14 protein-coding genes and 1 pseudogene are annotated in these 18,399 nt (G+C 42.4%); 11 read left to right on the top strand and 4 right to left on the bottom strand.

What is annotated here, in order from left to right; all coding sequences use genetic code 11:
• Nucleotides 1-148: 148 nt before the first annotated feature.
• The 5 genes from PJDR2_RS23910 (at nt 149) to PJDR2_RS23890 (ending at nt 4,301) form a co-directional block, all read left to right on the top strand.
• Nucleotides 149-1,135 (top strand): helix-turn-helix transcriptional regulator, encoded by a 987-nt coding sequence (locus PJDR2_RS23910; protein ID WP_015846300.1) that lies wholly within the window; start codon nt 149-151, stop codon nt 1,133-1,135.
• Between the two features lie 125 nt (nt 1,136-1,260).
• Nucleotides 1,261-1,980 (top strand): hypothetical protein, encoded by a 720-nt coding sequence (locus PJDR2_RS23905; protein ID WP_015846299.1) that lies wholly within the window; start codon nt 1,261-1,263, stop codon nt 1,978-1,980.
• A 41-nt stretch (nt 1,981-2,021) separates the two neighbouring features.
• Nucleotides 2,022-2,705, top strand: a complete 684-nt coding sequence (locus PJDR2_RS23900) for a hypothetical protein (RefSeq protein WP_015846298.1) — start codon at nt 2,022-2,024, stop codon at nt 2,703-2,705.
• A 5-nt stretch (nt 2,706-2,710) separates the two neighbouring features.
• Nucleotides 2,711-3,430, top strand: a complete 720-nt coding sequence (locus PJDR2_RS23895; RefSeq protein WP_015846297.1) for an NAD-dependent deacylase — start codon at nt 2,711-2,713, stop codon at nt 3,428-3,430.
• 58 nt (nt 3,431-3,488) lie between these two features.
• The gene (locus PJDR2_RS23890) at nt 3,489-4,301 is read left to right on the top strand and encodes a hypothetical protein (RefSeq protein ID WP_150106554.1); all 813 of its coding nucleotides are present in this window, start codon (nt 3,489-3,491) and stop codon (nt 4,299-4,301) included.
• Nucleotides 4,302-4,345: 44 nt separating this feature from the next.
• Here the strand turns inward: PJDR2_RS23890 and PJDR2_RS23885 are convergent, their stop codons facing one another.
• Nucleotides 4,346-4,792 carry a hypothetical protein gene (locus PJDR2_RS23885; RefSeq protein WP_015846295.1) on the bottom strand — a complete coding sequence of 149 codons (447 nt, stop codon included), beginning with the start codon at nt 4,790-4,792 and terminating at the stop codon, nt 4,346-4,348.
• Entirely contained in the window at nt 4,780-8,127 is a 3,348-nt protein-coding gene (locus tag PJDR2_RS23880; protein ID WP_015846294.1) for a RecQ family ATP-dependent DNA helicase, read from the bottom strand. The genes PJDR2_RS23885 and PJDR2_RS23880 overlap by 13 nt, the downstream gene beginning before the upstream one ends.
• A gap of 271 nt (nt 8,128-8,398) precedes the next feature.
• On the opposite strand from PJDR2_RS23880, the gene hsdR reads away from it, so the two are divergent.
• From hsdR to PJDR2_RS32105, 3 genes are read left to right on the top strand one after another with little or no spacing between them, the layout of a single operon-like run.
• On the top strand, nt 8,399-11,650 hold the full coding sequence (gene hsdR / locus PJDR2_RS23875) for a type I restriction-modification system endonuclease (RefSeq protein WP_015846293.1): 3,252 nt from the start codon (nt 8,399-8,401) through the stop codon (nt 11,648-11,650).
• Nucleotides 11,651-13,135: an N-6 DNA methylase gene (locus PJDR2_RS23870; RefSeq protein WP_015846292.1), complete on the top strand. Its 1,485-nt coding sequence runs from the start codon at nt 11,651-11,653 to the stop codon at nt 13,133-13,135.
• The gene (locus PJDR2_RS32105; protein WP_049790077.1) at nt 13,128-14,549 is read left to right on the top strand and encodes a restriction endonuclease subunit S; all 1,422 of its coding nucleotides are present in this window, start codon (nt 13,128-13,130) and stop codon (nt 14,547-14,549) included. Before PJDR2_RS23870 ends, PJDR2_RS32105 begins: the two co-directional genes overlap by 8 nt.
• Nucleotides 14,550-14,605: 56 nt before the next feature.
• On the opposite strand, the gene PJDR2_RS23860 is transcribed toward PJDR2_RS32105, so the two are convergent.
• Nucleotides 14,606-16,036 (bottom strand): SpoVR family protein, encoded by a 1,431-nt coding sequence (locus PJDR2_RS23860; RefSeq protein WP_015846290.1) that lies wholly within the window; start codon nt 16,034-16,036, stop codon nt 14,606-14,608.
• 106 nt (nt 16,037-16,142) lie between these two features.
• Between PJDR2_RS23860 and PJDR2_RS23855 the strand changes: the two genes are divergently transcribed.
• From PJDR2_RS23855 to PJDR2_RS23845, 3 genes are all read left to right on the top strand, one after another.
• On the top strand, nt 16,143-16,721 hold the full coding sequence (locus PJDR2_RS23855) for a restriction endonuclease (protein WP_015846289.1): 579 nt from the start codon (nt 16,143-16,145) through the stop codon (nt 16,719-16,721).
• 117 nt (nt 16,722-16,838) lie between these two features.
• Entirely contained in the window at nt 16,839-17,072 is a 234-nt protein-coding gene (locus PJDR2_RS23850; RefSeq protein WP_015846288.1) for a hypothetical protein, read from the top strand.
• Nucleotides 17,073-17,354, top strand: coding sequence for a hypothetical protein (locus tag PJDR2_RS23845; RefSeq protein WP_041613599.1), 282 nt, complete (start codon nt 17,073-17,075; stop codon nt 17,352-17,354). It begins immediately after the preceding gene.
• A gap of 60 nt (nt 17,355-17,414) precedes the next feature.
• Here the strand turns inward: PJDR2_RS23845 and PJDR2_RS23840 are convergent.
• A pseudogene (locus PJDR2_RS23840) lies at nt 17,415-18,233 on the bottom strand (SpoVR family protein); the annotation flags it as partial.
• Nucleotides 18,234-18,399: the final 166 nt, after the last annotated feature.

Below are 18,399 nucleotides of genomic sequence, written 5' to 3'. Positions count from 1 at the left end.
GAGATTAACCGGGTTTACCGAGTTAACTGAATTCAAATCAGATTTGCTTTCTTCAACAAATATATGCAGGTCATTGAAAAAAATGTGGCTAAGCTATAGATATCAATTGATATAATGGAAGAAAACGGGTTTGTGTGACGGAGGATGTATGACTGACCATAGTAATATTAGAAGAGTTATGTTGATTAGAGATATCTTGCTTGAACATTCTGATGAGAACCATGTTTTATCGATTACAGACATTATCAATCATTTAAGACGTTATTACGGCTCGGAATATAAAGTATCTAGAAACACCGTGAGAAGTGCAATTCAAGAATTGCAAAATGGTGGGTTTAACATAGAAGAGTTAATAAAAGATAATACGGTTTACTATAGCCATATACATAGAAAGTTTGAAATCCATGAACTTCGAATGCTAATTGATGCTGTTTCCTCTGCAAAATTTATTACACCTGCGGAAACGAATCGCTTAATTGAGAAAATTAAAGCTTTGACTAGTAGACATCAAGCAAGAAAACTGCATCATCAGATTACCGTAGACCCTACTGTTAAGGCGAAAAATGAAGAGGTTAAATATCATATTGATAAAATCCACACAGCAATAAACGAGCAGAAAATGCTGCATTTTAAGTATGGTAATTACAACACCAATAAAGATTTTGTGTTTAGACGAGAAGGTGCTTTTTATACGGTGATCCCACTTGGTTTGGTGTGGAATAGTGACTATTATTATCTTGTTGCAAAGAAAGACCCTGCAGATGTTCACGTAAAACATTATCGTGTAGATCGGATGAAGAATGTTTCAATATCAGATGATAGATTTAATGAAACTGAATTTAATATTTCAACTCACCTGAAACAAACATTTAACATGTACCCGGGCGATGTAGAATCTGTAGAAATTCAATTTCATAATCATCTTATAAATGTTGTTATTGATCGCTTTGGAAGGGATATCATTATCCATGAAGTTGATAATGATACGTTTTCAATAACAATTAGGGCTGCTCTAAGTGAGGGTTTATTACGATGGCTGCTGATGTGGGGAAGCGATGCAAAGGTGATCTCTCCTCAAAGCCTGATTGATAAAATGAGAAGTGAATCAAAGAAGATGTTTGAGAAGTATTCCTGAAGAGATATTAAGCGGGAATGCTTTTTTTTGTAGGGTCGATCAATTATTTGATCGATAGGTCTGTAATAATGAAGACATCTTAAATCACATATCACGTAAGTGAACGTAATGAGGCGGTGGATTGAATGGGTAAATCAGAAAATCAGCAATTGCATCGATTTCCGATTCATGCTGTTCGTGCGAATCAAATTGTTGATTTACACCCTTTAAAGTCATCTTCTATAAGAAGCGATTACTTTTCAGAATGGTTTAAATCGGATGCCAATCCAGAGCACATAGTCAAGGGATTTTCCCATTTGAGTATAAAAGAAGGTTATAAACTTAGGGCATATCAATTCCACGAAAGTGGAAATGGAAATGGTATCGTATGGGCTATTCCAGAGGATACGGAATTACCTGAACCGTCTGACTGCAACCGGCTGGAACAATATTACTTATCGCCGCCTAAACCCAAATTTGCATTGGATGATTTTATGCAAGTTATAGAAGGTGATAAGACGCCGTTGTCTTATTTACAAGCGGCGATAACTTATCAAGAACTGCATGAGTTTGGAGCACAGTGGCATGGGATAGCTTGGGGAAGAGATACTATCCTGCCTTCACCTAGTGAGGACAGCAAAATCTATAGCCAGTATCAGTGGGAAATGATCGAAGAAGAGCCTGAGATTATTGAACCACATTTTTATTACAACTCTGAAGGGAATCCAGTTATCGTATTTCACACAATAAATGATATTGCTGTCATCACAATGAAACGGTACGTCTGTACATTCGATAAAAGCGATTATACCTTAACAGTAGAGGTCACACGTATTGCTGAAGCGGGATTCGGAATCATTTTTTGATTATTATTGTTGTATCGATAAAAAAGTGGAGGCGATTATGAATGGCAAAGAAGAGGGTGTATCCAGAGCGGGTTACGGCATCTATGATGAGAATCATTCATGAAGATGAAGTGTTGTTGATGCGCCATTCGACAACAATACATTTTGGCAACTCAGACGATCTTCTTGGAGTAGTGATAATGACCAATCCTGGGAAGTTTGAATTTAAGCACTCCCCTAAGTGGGAAGAATTTAAGAACGGTGAAGGGGCAAGTGATGTATTTAAATCAGCAGATTATCCAGATCTATCTATGCAAAATGTAATTGAAGTTATCAGAGCTGGATTTGCTGCATGTAGGCGTTCTGAACCAAAGGGTATTCTACGAGTGTACAATCTTTCTAATGTACGACAGCCAGATGGTCAAAAAGCGGAAACATACCATGATCGTGCTAAAAGCTTACTATCTTCCGATGAGATATCGCTTCTCGAAGATCCCATAACTCACAATAGAGAACAGTTCATGACAGAGTGTGCAAAAGCTAAGTTCGTAATAATGGGCTTTGTACAAGGAGCTTTTGATCAAAAGATGCAGCAAGTTCGTGCTTGGTCAAATGAGTTAAATGGAAATGGGTTAGTGGTTGCTCTTGATAATAACGATCACTTTACTCGCCCTCGCAGATGGAGGACAGATCGTCAGTTGAAACAACAGGCAATTGAATCTATGATATCAGTCTTACAGAGGTGAGTGTATTGATAGAGAAGCTAATCTTAGATTCCAGTTCCACCATAATATTCTCGGGGGCTGGAATGTCTACGGAGAGCGGTCTGCAGGACTTTCGATCGGCGGACCGTGGAATGTGGAACAATCGAAATCCGATTGAACTTGCAGATATTGAAGCTATTGATTCGAATCGAGAAGAATTTATTCGTTTTTATCAATGGCGTATTCATGAAATGAATTCACATCAACCCAATGATGGGCATAGGATTCTTGCGGATTGGGAGAATCGGGGGTTGATCAAAGGCATTATTACGCAAAATGTTGAGAATTATCATGAGCAAGCTGGCACTCGTCAAATTGCCAAGTTGCATGGTGATCTAGGGACTTTACACTGTATGAAATGCAATAAACAATACGAGTCTAAGATGTATTTGGTACCGGAAAAAATGACAGTTTGCAGTTGCGGTGGATTTATACGCCCAAATGTAGTGCTGTTCGGCGAAATGTTGCGCCAGTCAGCACTGCAACTAGCTAATAAGCTGATGAAAGATGTTGAGTTGTTCATTGTTCTTGGTTCATCACTTCAAGTAAGCCCAGCAAATCAGTATCCAAAGCGAGCAAAAGAAAATGGAGCCAATCTAGTGATAATAAACAATGATCCTACACCTGCTGATCACTATGCGGATATTGTGATAAATAATTCAATTGGTAGTTCTTTACGAATGATTGATGATTTATTGAAAATCTAATTGGTAAAAAGTTATTGAAGGACAGATATTTAACTATATCCGAAAGAAAGAAGGCATTATGGACATGTATCTTGAGTCTTATTTATCTTATTGGAATCAATTTTATGCAAGCGGCAAGTATGATTTGAAGGAAGCTTTGCCAGCAGAGGTTATCAGCTATTTCGATGCGGATTTTTATCCAGAGCCCTTTTATGGATATCTAAATGAAGATATGAGCAATGATGCACTGCTGCTGCTTATTAATCCCGGTGATATACTAATTGACAAGCTAAGGAAATCGAATCCGTCACTTGATTACGAAGGTATTTGCAGGCAGTTTAATGATTTTGTGGGAAATCGATATTTGAATTGGACCAAAGAAGACTACATCCATAATGAGGTTATAAATCGGACTACGCCGGGAGGCAAATGGAGAGCATCCAGGTTAAAACAGCTTGAGCAGTTAACCAATGAGAACCTTGGATTCTTACATACACTTGAATTTTTCCCGTTCCACTCTAAGCAATGGAATGTCAGAAAAAGCTTGAAAGAGGAATGGCTATACGAACTGGAGTCCACCCAATTAGCTATGCAGGCGATAGGGGATATCTCAACGCAAAGAAAGACAAAGCATATTGTTGGCATTGGTTTGGATTGGGTTGTGCTCTTTGGAAAGTATCCGGAACTTTTTGAGCGGACGAATGAATACACCATTACTGGAAAGACAGGTAAGCCTGCTCATCGTGTTTTTCAATTTAAGGTAAAAGGAAACAGCGATTCATTGCCTATCGTTATCTACTCCGGCTCTTCAATGAACCTTCCGGTCGGTACTGACAGTGCAGTTAGATTGTTGAGGCAAGCGTTGGAGCTTGAAGCAATTAAGATCGGTTAAAACAAACATCCCTGTCGGATTGCCGGCAGGGACGTTGTTTTTGTTTATTTTACGAACAGAACAAGAAGCATAAAAATGATGACTAGTCCGGCATTAATTCCAAGAGACAGTTGAAGGAATTTATAAGTGGATGATAATTTAGTTTGCTGCTCGTTAAGCTTCGATTCGAGAGTAGCGTGCGCTGTTTGATTCGCCCTCGATAGCTCTGAGATTTTGTCATTGAGGTTATGCTGGGCTTGTTCAATATTAGTTTGCTTAGCCTCTAGGTTCCTAGAAATCGTGTTGAACAACTCCAGTTTGCTCTCGACAATATCTTGTACCATTTTAATCTGATCTTTGGATTGCATCAAAGTATCCGATGTTGTACTTACTTGCAGCTGCATCTTTTCAATAAGCTGAATATATTCGGATGCGGTTTTCAGCTTCTTAATTTCTTCGCCAAATTCCCCGATTATTTCTTCCATAGCATCAACTTGCTTTAAACTTCCCATGGATATCCTCCCTCGGTATGCTTCTTGAATTCTTTATACAAGCTCTTGATAATGTGAGCGTATATGGTGTTGCTGCCGTGTGACTGATAGATGTTCTTGAGATCGGAAGTCTTATCAAAGCCATTCATAATTAGCAGTTCGCTTAACTGTTCTTTTTGATCAAAGTCGAGATGTTGATCTGACATTTCTAATAAGGAGAGTAGTATTTCGTCACGTTCTTCAGTATCCAGATGATTGATTTCTCGAATAGCCGCAACCATACGCTCCTTACCGTCAGTCGCATCAAAATCATCAATTACCAAATGAATAAAGCCACTGATCAAATTCAAAGCAATATCATTCTTGTAACTTTCCAAGAAGCGGCTAACTGTTATTCTAAGACGCTTAAAGGTACTTATGTTTCGAGGTGTATCCGGTTTACCTTCTTCTTGAATAACAAAGAGCTGATACCACGAGCGAAGGTTCAATGGATTTCCAATTATGGACTCCAATAAATATACATCGTCGTTCCGTTTGAAATAGGTCTCAATATTTTGTTGAAAGCTGTCGCTGTCGGTAAACTCATCCGCGAACTGCTTCATTAACAAGATGGACTGTTTCTTGGAATAGACGACATTGTCGTTATACCATCTTAGAAGCACGTACAGAGCTCTCTTCAAGAAAGGGATATCCAAGTCATTGAAATACTGGATATAGTCATTATATTGTTCTGCATGCCGATCACCTGGTGTTAATGTAAAAGTGTACTCATATTTCTTGATATACTTCAGCAATTGTTCGACGATGTGATCCTCATTCCAATCTGTGAACTGGACTTCCATCTGTCCCATTTTCCAATCTACAGTCCAGTCCTCAACGATCCCTATTAAGGCAAGTCGATATATGTATTTTTCCTTCTTAGCCTTAACACGTTCACCGTCACTGCCAAAGGACAGTGTCAGATTTAAATCTTCGGTTGTTCTAATGGAAAAATAGTAATTGTATATCTCATCCACTTCAGTTTCGATATCCATAAGATTTTCCGATAAGAAGTAGAAAAGGGTATTTAGATCTCCCTTTAGCTTGCTTTTATTCTTATTAATCGTATCTATATCAGTGTGAATCCCGAATAAAGTGCCTTTTGTAACAGCATCCAAGTCGTCAGGGTTATATAAAATGAGGCAGTCAGATTTATGCTTATCCCTTCCTGCACGACCGGCTTCTTGATAGAACGATTCTAAGGAACTTGGTATGCCATAATGAATGGTTTGACCGATATTGGGCTTATCAATTCCCATGCCAAAAGCTTTGGTTGCCACCATCACATCTATTTCATCCAACATGTACTTCTGCTGAATAAAGTCTTTATAATCGGTAAACTTTTGCGTGGTTTCTTTACCCCAATCAGTTGGTTGAGAGCCGGAGAAAAATCCGGTTTTGAATCCTGTTGCTTTATTGATTTTATGATGTAACTCGTAGCATCCCGAGTTACCATTAACATTAGAGGTAAATACGAGTGCTGCCCGTTTTGTACTTCTGCTCTTAAAATGAACAAGATTACTCATTAAAGCATCGTCACGTTCTTTTGGAGTGATGGGAGCCACGTTGAAATTCAGTTCATTGCGTGTGAATCGCGATATAGTAATGACATTGTGGTTTTCAATCTCCAGCTCGTTTCGTATATCCAATAAAACCTTGGAGGACGCAGTTGCAGTCAAAGCTAGGAATCTGGCTGACGGCGCATAGGTCCTAATTGTTCGGGACAGTACCAGATAGGAGGTCCGGAACTCATGTCCCCACTCGGATAAACAGTGAACTTCGTCAATGACAGCAATTGATATCGCTTTCGTTAAGTTGATGTTGGCTAACTGTTCTCTGAACTTTTTGGCTTGGAATCGTTCTGGCGATATGATAAGGAACATGTATTTACCTTTAGAGAACTGATCTAATCTCTGGTTAGCCTCTTCAGCACCTAAATCAGAATTAATATAACTGCATGTAGTTATAAAATGCTTACGTTCAAGGTTTCTAATCTGATCTAACATCAACGATTTAATAGGTACTACCACAAAGCTAATTGCGGGCTGCAGCATAACACTTAGTTGATAAGTCAGCGATTTTCCTCCGCCGGTCGGCAGCAGTCCAATCGTATCGTGACCATTCAAACAATTGATAATAATGTCCAGCTGACCTTCGTTAAATGACGAATGTCCGAACAAATTGTTTGTTAAGAACTCCAGGTGTGAGCGGTGTACATCCGGATCGAGTTGATAAACGACAGGCTCGTTTACTTTGATTAAATTGTAATTTGCATGATCGTCAAAGTCAGTCTTAATGTGATATACACGAGCCTCCTCGACGGAATCGTCCCAGCGCTTGAATAAGTCAAATTTAATATTTATTGTCTTTTGATAAGCTGGGGTAAGCTTGGCATATTTATTGACCATAATACCTATTTTAGGTAATCGAATCTGCTTGTTAAAGAGTGCTGCGATATTTCTAAGCCATAGTTCGAGGTCACTCATGCCAAGCTCAAAATAATAACGAGCATTATCATCAAGTAAGTTAATGCTCCATTGATCGTCGTCAAGGGACAGAACACCACGATCTAAGAGTTCAAGGATAAATACTTGAACTCTTGCTACGGCTGTAAGTGTGATCTGAGCATCGTATTTTTTTTTGTCCAAATTCAGGTACTTCTCATATTCGGTTACGTCGGTTCTATGTTTTAAATAGATGTCTCGAAATTTTGATAAGAAATCAGAGTAATTCCTATCCATAATTTCTTTGGAACTGATACGAATGACATGAATGCCTGCTTTGTTTAGTGCAGTATCTCTTCTGTTATCAAGCAGTATCTGATTACTACTAAAGTGACCGGTTTCATCCTTATCAGAGCCGCCATCGACCTCAATTACAGTCTTAAGTAGCGGAATATAGAAATCAACTTGTTGTTTTGCGAAAGTATCAGATACTTCAGGAACGATTTCGGAGATAGCAACCTCAGCACGGGTTAGGTTTCGAATAAAGCCTACACTGTTGAGTATTTTTCCAAAGTCATTATAAAATTTTTCTGCAGGATAGTGGTTTTTTCTTTTGTCACCTTTAATTTGCTTCGACCAATCTAAATCTTCGGTAGAGAGAAATTTTACATGCTCTAGGTGATGGAGATAATTTCGATCTAAACCAAGTTGGTCCCTAAGAAACTGAGAGGCAATCGTAGGCGCCCCTCGTGTAATTAGATTTTGAGTGATTCTGATGATGTTTGTATAAGGCGTTACCTTTTGCTGATCTGGTAAATTCGTAATTACAAAATTGGGATTGGAGTAGCAGTAGTTCGCGGTGAATTTCATCATAATTTAATATCTCCTGTTGCTGACATCAATTGAATCTGTCAGATTAAGTCGATTTCCTAGTATGTTATATTTTACATTTATTTGATAGGGAAGCCAACCGATGGTCCTAATTATCTCATGTTTTTTATCAACAAAAAGGTTTTTCCTTGCACTTTAGCGAATATTTATCTGTTACTACAGAACTAGTCAATCAAACGTACGTTCCAGACAGTGTACTGTCGGAAGAACACGTTAATATGAAAGATAACAACCACGTATCGAGGTGTTTCTAATGGCTGGCAACTTTGAATTCTTGCATGACCGCTGGGAGATCTTATCGGATCTTGGCGAGATGGCAGAGCGCAATTTGTTCATTGATCCGAATACATCCCTAATTAAGCTTCGTATGTTCGGAGAGACATTGACCAAATACATATGTGCGATGGAAGAGATGGACGAGACGAAAGAGCTTACGCAAGTCGATCGTTTGTCACAGCTGAAGAGGGACGATCTGATTTCCGATGACATTGTGGATTATCTGCACACTCTTCGTAAGATCGGAAACAAAGCTGTTCACGAGTCGGGATACGGTTCAACACGTGAAGCTCAAGCTTCAACGCTGCTGGCATTTAGACTTAGTGTCTGGTTCATGCAAGTGTACGGCGATTGGAACTTCCAAGCACCTGATTATATAGAGCCAGTAGAGCAACAGGATAGTGCTGGCAACGAAGTGCAACTGGATCAATTGGCGAGAGCCTATGAAGAAAAGATGGCAAAGCTCCAACAGGAACTGGCAGCGCTTCGACAGCAGCAAACGAATGTTACGCATGAGGACAAGAAGAAACGCCATTCGAAGTCGAAACAAGCAGGTAGTGCTTTTGCGCTTACGGAAGCTGAGACTCGCCTTATCATTGATGAGAAGCTGCGGCAAGCGGGCTGGGAGGTAGATTCTCAGACTCTTCGTTATGGACTTGGCACGCGTCCCGAGAAAGGTCGCAACCTAGCAATCGCGGAGTGGGCGCTCAAGACTGGCTTCGCGGACTATGCACTGTTCTGTGGTCTTGAGCTGGTTGGCATCGTTGAAGCGAAGCGGATCAGCAAGAACGTTGAGGCGGATATTGCCCAAGCGAAAAAGTACGCCATGCAGGTTGTACGTCATGGAGATGAAATCATTCATGGACCATGGGGGAACTATCAGGTGCCATTCCTGTTCTCGACGAATGGTCGCCCGTACCTGGAGCAATTGAAGCATATGTCCGGTATTTGGTTCCTCGACGCTCGCAAGCCAACGAATCATCCGCGCCCTCTGCAGGCATGGTATTCACCGCAAGGGCTGAAAGATTTGCTGAAGCAGGACACCGAGCAAGCTGCTAAGGATCTGCAAGATGAGACGCTTGATTACCTGAAACTGCGTCCGTATCAGGAGGACGCTATCCTTTCGGTAGAAGGTGCAATTGACGAAGGTCAGCGCAGTATCCTGCTGGCAATGGCTACAGGCACAGGCAAAACCCGTATGGCTATTGGGCTTATTTATCGTCTGATCAAACATAACCGCTTCAAGCGAATTCTGTTCCTCGTGGACCGCTCAGCGCTTGGACGCCAGGCAGAAGCAGCATTTAAGGATTCCAAGCTGGAGAGCTACCATTCGTTTACGGAGATTTTTGAGCTTCAGACGTTAGATGATAAGAAGCCGAATCCGGAGACCAAGGTGCAGATCGCTACCGTTCAAGGTATGGTAAAACGTATCTTCTATAATGAATCCGACGAAGCGGAAATTCCGTCTGTTGACCAATACGATTGTGTAATCGTCGATGAAGCACATCGCGGCTATACACTGGATAAGGAAATGTCCGAGCTGGAGCTGGAGTTCCGTGACCACGAAGATTATGTCAGCAAATACCGCAAGGTGTTGGACTATTTCGATGCGTTCCGGATTGGGCTGACGGCTACGCCGGCTTTGCATACAGTTGAGATTTTTGGAAGACCGGTATTCAACTATTCGTATCGTGAAGCGGTGATCGACGGGTATCTCATCGACCATGAGCCTCCGATGCAGTTCGAGACACAACTCAAGAAGCACGGGATCAAATGGCAGGTTGGTGAAGAGGTCGCCGTATATGATATCTCCTCCGGTAATGTGGAGAAGGAACTGCTCCAGGATGAGATCAATCTGGAAGTGACCCAGTTCAACAAGACGGTTATTACGGAGAACTTCAACCGCGTTATCCTGGAAGAACTGACGAAATATATCGACCCTGAGTCAGAAGGAAAGACACTTATTTTTGCGGCGACGGACGATCATGCGGATATGGTTGTTCGGATCTTCAAGGAAGAGCTGGAGAAGGCATATGGGGCGGTAGATGACAATGCCGTGCTCAAGATCACTGGTTCCATCAAAGATCCGCTGCATACGATTAAGTTGTTCAAAAATGAACGGCTGCCAAGCATTGTCGTAACAGTCGATTTGCTGACAACGGGCATAGATATTCCAAGTATTACGAATCTCGTCTTCCTGCGCCGCGTACGTTCTAGGATCCTGTATGAGCAAATGCTTGGCAGAGCGACGAGACGTTGCGATGAGATCGGCAAGGATCATTTTATGATTTATGATGCCGTTGGAATCTATGAGACGTTGAAGCCTTATACAGACATGAAGCCGGTAGTGACGAAGCCGACGGTATCGCTGGATGTGCTGACGAGCGAACTTGCACAGCTGGAAGATGAAGGGCAGGGCAAGCCGCATAAGGATCAGATCATTGCGAAGATGCAGCGCAAGAAGCGTACATGGACGCAGAAGGATCATGACGACTTCAAGGCACTGTCGGGCGGGATGAGTATTGAGAAGTTTATTGACGACTTGAAGAGCATGAGTGTGCTTCAAGCGAGCGCTGATCTTCAGACGAAGAAGCCGCTGGTTGCTTATATCGATGAGAATCGTGGCAGAGGTCACCGGATCTATATATCGGAGCATGAAGATAAGCTTATCTCCACCTCACGGGGGTATGGAAATGCCGATAAGCCGGAGGATTACCTGGAAGGGTTCCATGCTTTTATAACAGAGAACTTGAACCTCATTCCGGCTCTTACGATTATTTGCACCCGTCCGAATGACCTGACGCGAGATGAACTGCGCAGGCTTCGGGTGGAGCTTGACCAGAAGGGATATTCGGAGAAAATGCTGCAGGCGGCATGGCGCGATGCGAAGAATGAAGATATAGCAGCGGATATTATTAGCTTCATCCGTCAGCAAGCTCTTGGTGACCCATTAATTAGTCATGAAGAGCGGATTGAAGGCGCCATGAAAAAAATATATGATATGAAAGTCTGGTCGAAGGTTCAGAAGGACTGGCTGAAGCGGATTGAGAAGCAGCTACTGCAGGAATCGGTGTTAGACCCGAATCCGGAGAAAGCTTTTGAGGTAGAACCGTTCAAGAGCAAGGGCGGCTACAAGCAGCTGAACAAGATTTTTGACGGCGAGATGGACACCATTGTAACAACAATAAATACAGCATTGTATACACCACGAAAGAGGGATTACGCGTAAATGGGAAATCAGGATATTGTACAGAAGCTTTGGAATTTATGTAACGTACTGCGGGATGACGGCATTACGTATCATCAATATGTAACGGAACTGACGTATGTGCTGTTCCTCAAAATGATGAAGGAAACCGACAACGAAGGCATACTGCCGGAGCAGTATCGCTGGGATTCGCTGACGGAGCGTCATGGCATGGCGCTTCAACAGCATTACCGTCAATTGCTTCTTGATCTCGGCAATCAAGGCAATGAAACGATCAAGCAGATCTATATGAATGCAACCTCCAATATCAATGAGCCGAAAAACCTGGAGAAGATCATTACATCTATCGATCAACTCGACTGGTACAGTGCAAAGGAAGAAGGTCTCGGCGACCTGTACGAGGGATTGTTGGAGAAGAACGCCAGCGAGACGAAGTCGGGAGCGGGGCAATATTTTACGCCGCGTCCGCTTATTGATGTAATCACCAAATTGGTGGATCCACAGCCAGGCGAGCGTTGTAATGATCCTGCTGCAGGTACGTTTGGCTTTATGATTGCGGCGGATCGCCATGTGCGCAACAACACGGATGATTATTTCGACCTTGGGGAGAAGGAAGCCGAGTTCCAGAAGCATCAAGCGTTTACTGGTGTTGAACTAGTTAAAGATACGCATCGCCTCGCGATGATGAATGCGATGCTTCACGATATTCATGGCGAAATTATACTTGGCGATACACTGTCTGATGACGGTACTAACCTGAAAAATTTCGACGTCATCCTTACGAATCCTCCGTTTGGCACGAAACAGGGCGGAGAACGTCCGACTCGTGATGACCTGACGTTCGCAACAACGAACAAGCAGCTGAACTTCCTTCAGCATATCTATCGTGCCTTGAAAGCCAACGGTAAAGCTCGTGCTGCTGTTATTCTGCCGGACAACGTACTGTTCGAAAGCGGCGTAGGTACGAAAATCCGTGCCGACTTGATGGACAAATGCAACCTGAATACGATTTTGCGTCTGCCAACAGGCATTTTCTATGCACAAGGCGTTAAGACGAACGTCTTATTCTTCACGCGTGAGAAGACCGATAAGGACAGCACAAAGAACATATGGGTTTACGATCTGCGTACGAATATGCCAAGCTTTGGTAAACGGAATCCGTTGACTGTGTCTCATTTTGATGCATTTGTAGCAGCCTACATGGCTGAGGATCGCACCAAGGTAGAAGATGAACGCTGGAATGTGTTTACCCGTGAGGACATCCGTAAGAAGGATGACAGCCTAGATATTGGCTTGATTGCCGACGAATCACTATCTGCTTACGACAATCTGCCTGATCCGATTGACTCGGCAGAAGATGCTATGGTGAAGCTGGAGGAAGCACTCGCGCTGCTCGGTGAAGTTGTTACTGAGTTGAAGGCAATCGAGACGAAGCCGGTTAGCTATGAAGCCGAGCCAGTGCTAGCGAAAGTCGCTGAAGCATCCGGGGTGTACGGTAATGAGTAAGAAGGTTGCGAAGTCGCAGGAAGAGCTGTTGAAAGAGGCTTTGGTGCCGATAGAGGATCAGCCTTATGAGGTGCCAGGGAATTGGGTTTGGGTTAAATTAGGTAGTCTCGCTTACCTGACTGATTTTGTTGCAAATGGCAGTTTTCAATCACTAAGAGAAAATGTTGAAGTTTCAGATGATACGGATTATGCACTTTATGTACGACTAACTGATTTAAGACTGGGATTAGGACATGAAGGTCAAAAATATGTAGATGAAACAAGCTATAAGTTTCTATCCAAATCATCTTTGACTGGTGGTGAAATTTTAATAGCAAATATAGGGGCTAATGTTGGCGAGGTATTTGTTATGCCAAATGTAGACTTACTGGCTACTATAGCACCTAATATGATTGTATTAAGATGTAATCATTATGTTGAGAATATTTTTTTGAATTATTTTTTATCCTCACCACAAGGTAAAAAATTATTAGGGACCATTATTACAGGAACTGGACAACCAAAAATTAATAAAACTGGATTGAAAACTATATCTGTAGCCCTCCCACCACTAAACGAACAAAAACGAATTGCTGACAAAGTCGAAAGACTCTTGGACAAAATCAATCAAGCCAAACAATTAATTGAAGAAGCCAAAGCAACCTTTGAACTTCGCCAAGCAGCAATTTTGGACAAGGCTTTTCGCGGTGAGTTGACGAAGAAGTGGCGGGGAGAACATAGCAATCAGATTTCAACTGTAAGGTCAATCTCAGAAGACATTAATCCGAATGAAATTCCATTTTTATTGCCAGCTGGATGGAATTGGGTTCGTTTGAAGGATTTGGGTACCTTAGAACGGGGTAAATCTAAACACCGCCCAAGGAATGATCCTAAATTGTTTGGTGGAGAATATCCATTCATTCAAACAGGCGATGTAGCTAATGCTGGAGATTACATTGAAAGCTATAATCAGACTTTGAGTGAATTTGGATTGCTGCAAAGCAAGCTATTTCCTGAAGGTACAGTATGTATAACAATTGCAGCAAATATTGCTGATACAGCTTTGTTAAAATTTCCTTGTTGTTTCCCTGATAGTGTTGTTGGTTTTATTCCAAAGGATGCTTATATTTCATCATTATATTTGCACTATTATATGAGAACAATTAAGTCTAACTTAGAGCATTATGCACCAGCTACAGCCCAAAAAAATATTAATTTAAAGGTTCTACAAGAAATATTAGTTCCAGTACCTCCTAAAACTGAACACGATGAGATACTACACATGATTAACTTACTTATGCAAAAAGATGAAGAAGCTCAAACAATTATGAATGTAGCATCAGATTTAGAGATATTGAAACAGTCAGTTTTAAGTAAAGCGTTCCAGGGTAATCTTGGAACTAATGAATCGAGTGAAAATCTTATATTTAACTAATAACTTAAGCATGCCTTATAAACGAAGTACCCCCGTTAATCACGGGGGTACTTCGTTTATAAAAACTTCCGACTAACTTTCTTCCCATCGTACATAAACAACAACGCTTTATCCTCCACAACTGTCTCCAAATAAACGGTCTTCCCCCACAGCTGATAAACATAAGGCAGCGTCCGCTCTACGTATTTCAAATCTAACTCGACACCTTCGAACTGATGAAATAAGTAAAGCTCTCCATTATTTAAATAATCGCCATTCTTAACAACGAGATATGGAAACCCGCCATTTACACGAGCGTAAGCGAGCTGGTCACGAATATTCTCCCACGATTTATCGGTTATTTTCCACTCGGGACCTTTTTTCTCGAAGACATATAAGTCTAGGTCCTTCACCAGATCTTTGGTCAAGTAATTGCGGATGAATGAGATATCTGCATCGTTCTCACGGACCTCAAACATCTTCTCCCTACCGCGACCGGGCACTCGTCCGAACCGTTCTCTCTCTTCAGGTGTGGGGTTATCCCAGCGCCTCTCGATGTCTTCGAATATTTTTAGCCCTAGATAGTAGGGGTTCAACGAATGCCGGGAAGGTTGCACGACGGAGGAGTTAAGCGCAGCATATTCAACGGTCTCCTCTGAGGTTAAATCCAGCTCTCGCATGATCCGCTGGTGGAAGAAACTTGCCCAGCCTTCATTCATAATTTTGGTCTCGATTTGTGCCCAGAAGTACAACATTTCATCACGAAGCATGGTTAAGATATCACGCTGCCAAGGCTCCAATACGGCTGAATACTCTTCAATGAACCACAAGATATCTTTCTCCGGCTGAGGAGGGAAGGACACAGAGGGCTCTGTCTTCTCCTGTGAATCCTCTTTCTCCAGTGACCACAGATCATCGTAAGGAGATGAGAGTGGGGCTGGCTTCGCTGCCGGTGAACGTTTCTGCATGGAAGAAATATAAGCATCCTTGGACATGCGATAAGGCTTTACGATTGAAGGATCTACATGCTCCTGAATCGCAAGAACAGCATCAATGAATTGTTCAACGGCTAGTGCTCCATGAGTCATTTCATATTCACGGATTCGTTCTGCCGTTGCGGTCATGCTCTCGACCATATTTCGGTTTGTCTTGGAGAAGCGAGCGTTGTTCTTGAAGAAGTCGCAGTGGGCGAGAACGTGAGCGACGATGAGTTTGTTTTGAACAAGGGAGTTGCTGTCGAGCAGGAAGGCGTAGCAGGGGTTAGAGTTAATGACAAGCTCGTAAATTTTACTTAGACCGAAATCATATTGCATCTTCATCTTGTTGAATGTCTTACCAAAGCTCCAATGACTAAAGCGGGTGGGCATACCGTATGCGCCAAAAGTATAAATGATATCAGAAGGACAGATTTCGTACCGCATCGGGTAGAAATCAAGTCCAAACCCCGTTGCAATTTCCGTAATTTCAGCTATGGCATATTCTAAAGCTTTCATGTCAGTGGATGGCATAATGAATTCCTCCATTTCTGATTGTGGTTTATCGCTAAATGCAGGTATGAGGTTTGATTGAAATGCAATGGATTTGGTAAGGATTGATCTAAAGGAGAGATGTCAAATGGATGTGCTTTTTAGTTTATTGATAGCTGCAATTTGTTACTTACTGTATCAGTATTACAAACAAAAACGCATGTTAGAGAAGTATCATAGGAATGCGCTTGATGCATTCTCATCGCATGAAGATATGAAAGAAACCCTTCGTATTGGTCTGTATAACCGGTTCAAGCGCGACTTGGAGCAGGAAAAAGATGAAGACCCACTGCTCTTTGAGCATTTCGTAGCTGCTATTATGACATCCGTTCGAGGCGGCAGCACAAACGTTACTAAGAGTTCCGGCGATTTTGGGATCGATATAGAAGAGAGAACAGATAGCGGGCTGTATCTAGGACAAGTGAAATGTTATAAAGATCCTATTGCTTACGACCCGATCGCGATTATCCACTCCCAAATGGTCAAGCAAGGCGCTGTAGGCGGTTATGTCATCACGACTAGTGATTTTACTTCTAATGCTCGTGCCTACGCGCAGGGCTTGAATATCGATCTGATTAATGGTAGGCAATTGGTGGAGTTGTGGTTGAAACATCTGGATACAAAACGTGAGAGGGCAGAAGTAGTAAACCCAGAGCCGCAAATATAATTGGCGCTTCAATCGACAGGTATTCACTAATGAGCTGCAGGGTGAATCTATGCTATAATTCAGTTATGAGTTGGATGATCAGCAGACTTAACGATTTCATCAAAGGAGGTTGTAAGGATGAATTTTAGTCTAAAAGCTCCTGATGGCACCGTCATTGAATCGTACGAGAAAAACCATAAGGAATTTATTCGTATTGCCGGCTTGGAATATGAAATCTATAACCCGGTAGACGAGCTGGACTCCGATCCGGAAATTCGCCAAATGATTAAAGCATCCGAGAAAGACATCATGCAAGGCAAGCTCTATTCAACGGATGAATTGATTGAAATGGCGAAGCGTGGTGAACTCTAATTGATTGTCCAATGGACTGAAACGGCAATAAACCGGCTTCGACAGATCAAGAGTGATCACTTCACTGACCAGGAAACAATCGAGTACAAGGTCAATCTCATTCGCCGTACCGAAGCGAAGGTTGTCAGTATGGGAATGACCATGCCGTCAAGAGAATTTCGCAACACTTATTATTGCATCGTGGACCGGTATGTCATCTCGTTTAAAGTGCTGGATAACGGAGAACGCTATGTGATCACCTCATTCAAACACGGTGCAATGAGGCGCAATCTTAAATATTGATCTTGAACCGATTCCGAGAGGAGTCGGTTTTTTCTGCTCAAGAACTTAAGCACCTTGGCGGTACGAAGCCCAGCCTTCGTTCATTATCTTGGTCTCGATCTGCGGCCAGAAGTAAAGCATCTCGTCGCGTAGCATCGACATGATGTCGCGCTGCCAAGGCTCGAGCTTAGGCGAGTATTCCTCGATGAACCAGACCAGATCCTTCTCCGGCTCCGGAGGGAAGTGATTGGACGCCGGAGTGGCTGCTCCAGCCGACTCGGCGATCTCCTCAAATGACCATAAGTCCTCGTATTCCGACTTTGCCGTCTTCTTCGAGGAACGCGATTTTTCCTTCGTCAGCAGCTCGATATACCGGGTCTTATCCAGCTGGTAAGGCTTAATGATGGTCGGATCCACATGCTCTTGAATGGCCAGAACGGCGTCAATAAACTTCTCGACGGCTTCAGTGCCGTAGTCCATTTCGTATTGATGAATGCGGTCGGCGGTAGCGGACATGCTCTCCACCATGTTGCGGTTGGTTTGGCTGAAGCGGGCATTGTTCTTGAAGAAATCGCAGTGGGCCAGAACGTGCGCGACAATAAGCTTATTCTGAATCAATGAGTTGCCCTCGAGCAGGAAGGCGTAACACGGATTCGAATTGATAACAAGCTCGTATATTTTACTTAGACCGAAGTCGTATTGCATCTTCATCTTGTTGAACGTTTTGCCAAAGCTCCAGTGGCTGAAGCGCGTCGGCATTCCGTAAGCGCCAAAGGTGTAAATGATGTCCGCCGGACAAATCTCATAACGCATCGGGTAAAAATCTAGACCAAAACCTGTTGCGATTTCCGTAATTTCATCGATGGCATATTCCAGTGCACGGATCTCATCCTGGTTCATTCCGCTATCCCCCCGTACTTGATAAATACCGTTCATACCATGTGTATGCCGCCGCGGTTGTTGGATATGCCCTTTAGCGTTCAAGTAATCTCCTATTTATTTATTAGACAAATTCGTATATGATTTCCCTATTCATGAACGATAGGACCTAGGAGGGCGCAGCAAT

This window comes from Paenibacillus sp. JDR-2 (assembly GCF_000023585.1).
In the GTDB taxonomy this organism is placed as follows: domain Bacteria; phylum Bacillota; class Bacilli; order Paenibacillales; family Paenibacillaceae; genus Pristimantibacillus.
This window is presented reverse-complemented; position numbering and strand designations above follow the sequence as displayed.

Coding starts and splice junctions, on each gene's coding strand:
- PJDR2_RS23905 (WP_015846299.1), top strand. CDS start 1,261: ATGGGTAAATCAGAAAATCAGCAATTGCATCGATTTCCGATTCATGCT.
- PJDR2_RS23860 (WP_015846290.1), bottom strand. CDS start 16,036: ATGCCATCCACTGACATGAAAGCTTTAGAATATGCCATAGCTGAAATT.
- PJDR2_RS23890 (WP_150106554.1), top strand. CDS start 3,489: ATGGACATGTATCTTGAGTCTTATTTATCTTATTGGAATCAATTTTAT.
- PJDR2_RS23870 (WP_015846292.1), top strand. CDS start 11,651: ATGGGAAATCAGGATATTGTACAGAAGCTTTGGAATTTATGTAACGTA.
- PJDR2_RS23855 (WP_015846289.1), top strand. CDS start 16,143: ATGGATGTGCTTTTTAGTTTATTGATAGCTGCAATTTGTTACTTACTG.
- PJDR2_RS32105 (WP_049790077.1), top strand. CDS start 13,128: ATGAGTAAGAAGGTTGCGAAGTCGCAGGAAGAGCTGTTGAAAGAGGCT.
- PJDR2_RS23850 (WP_015846288.1), top strand. CDS start 16,839: ATGAATTTTAGTCTAAAAGCTCCTGATGGCACCGTCATTGAATCGTAC.
- PJDR2_RS23880 (WP_015846294.1), bottom strand. CDS start 8,127: ATGATGAAATTCACCGCGAACTACTGCTACTCCAATCCCAATTTTGTA.
- PJDR2_RS23885 (WP_015846295.1), bottom strand. CDS start 4,792: ATGGGAAGTTTAAAGCAAGTTGATGCTATGGAAGAAATAATCGGGGAA.
- hsdR (WP_015846293.1), top strand. CDS start 8,399: ATGGCTGGCAACTTTGAATTCTTGCATGACCGCTGGGAGATCTTATCG.
- PJDR2_RS23910 (WP_015846300.1), top strand. CDS start 149: ATGACTGACCATAGTAATATTAGAAGAGTTATGTTGATTAGAGATATC.
- PJDR2_RS23900 (WP_015846298.1), top strand. CDS start 2,022: ATGGCAAAGAAGAGGGTGTATCCAGAGCGGGTTACGGCATCTATGATG.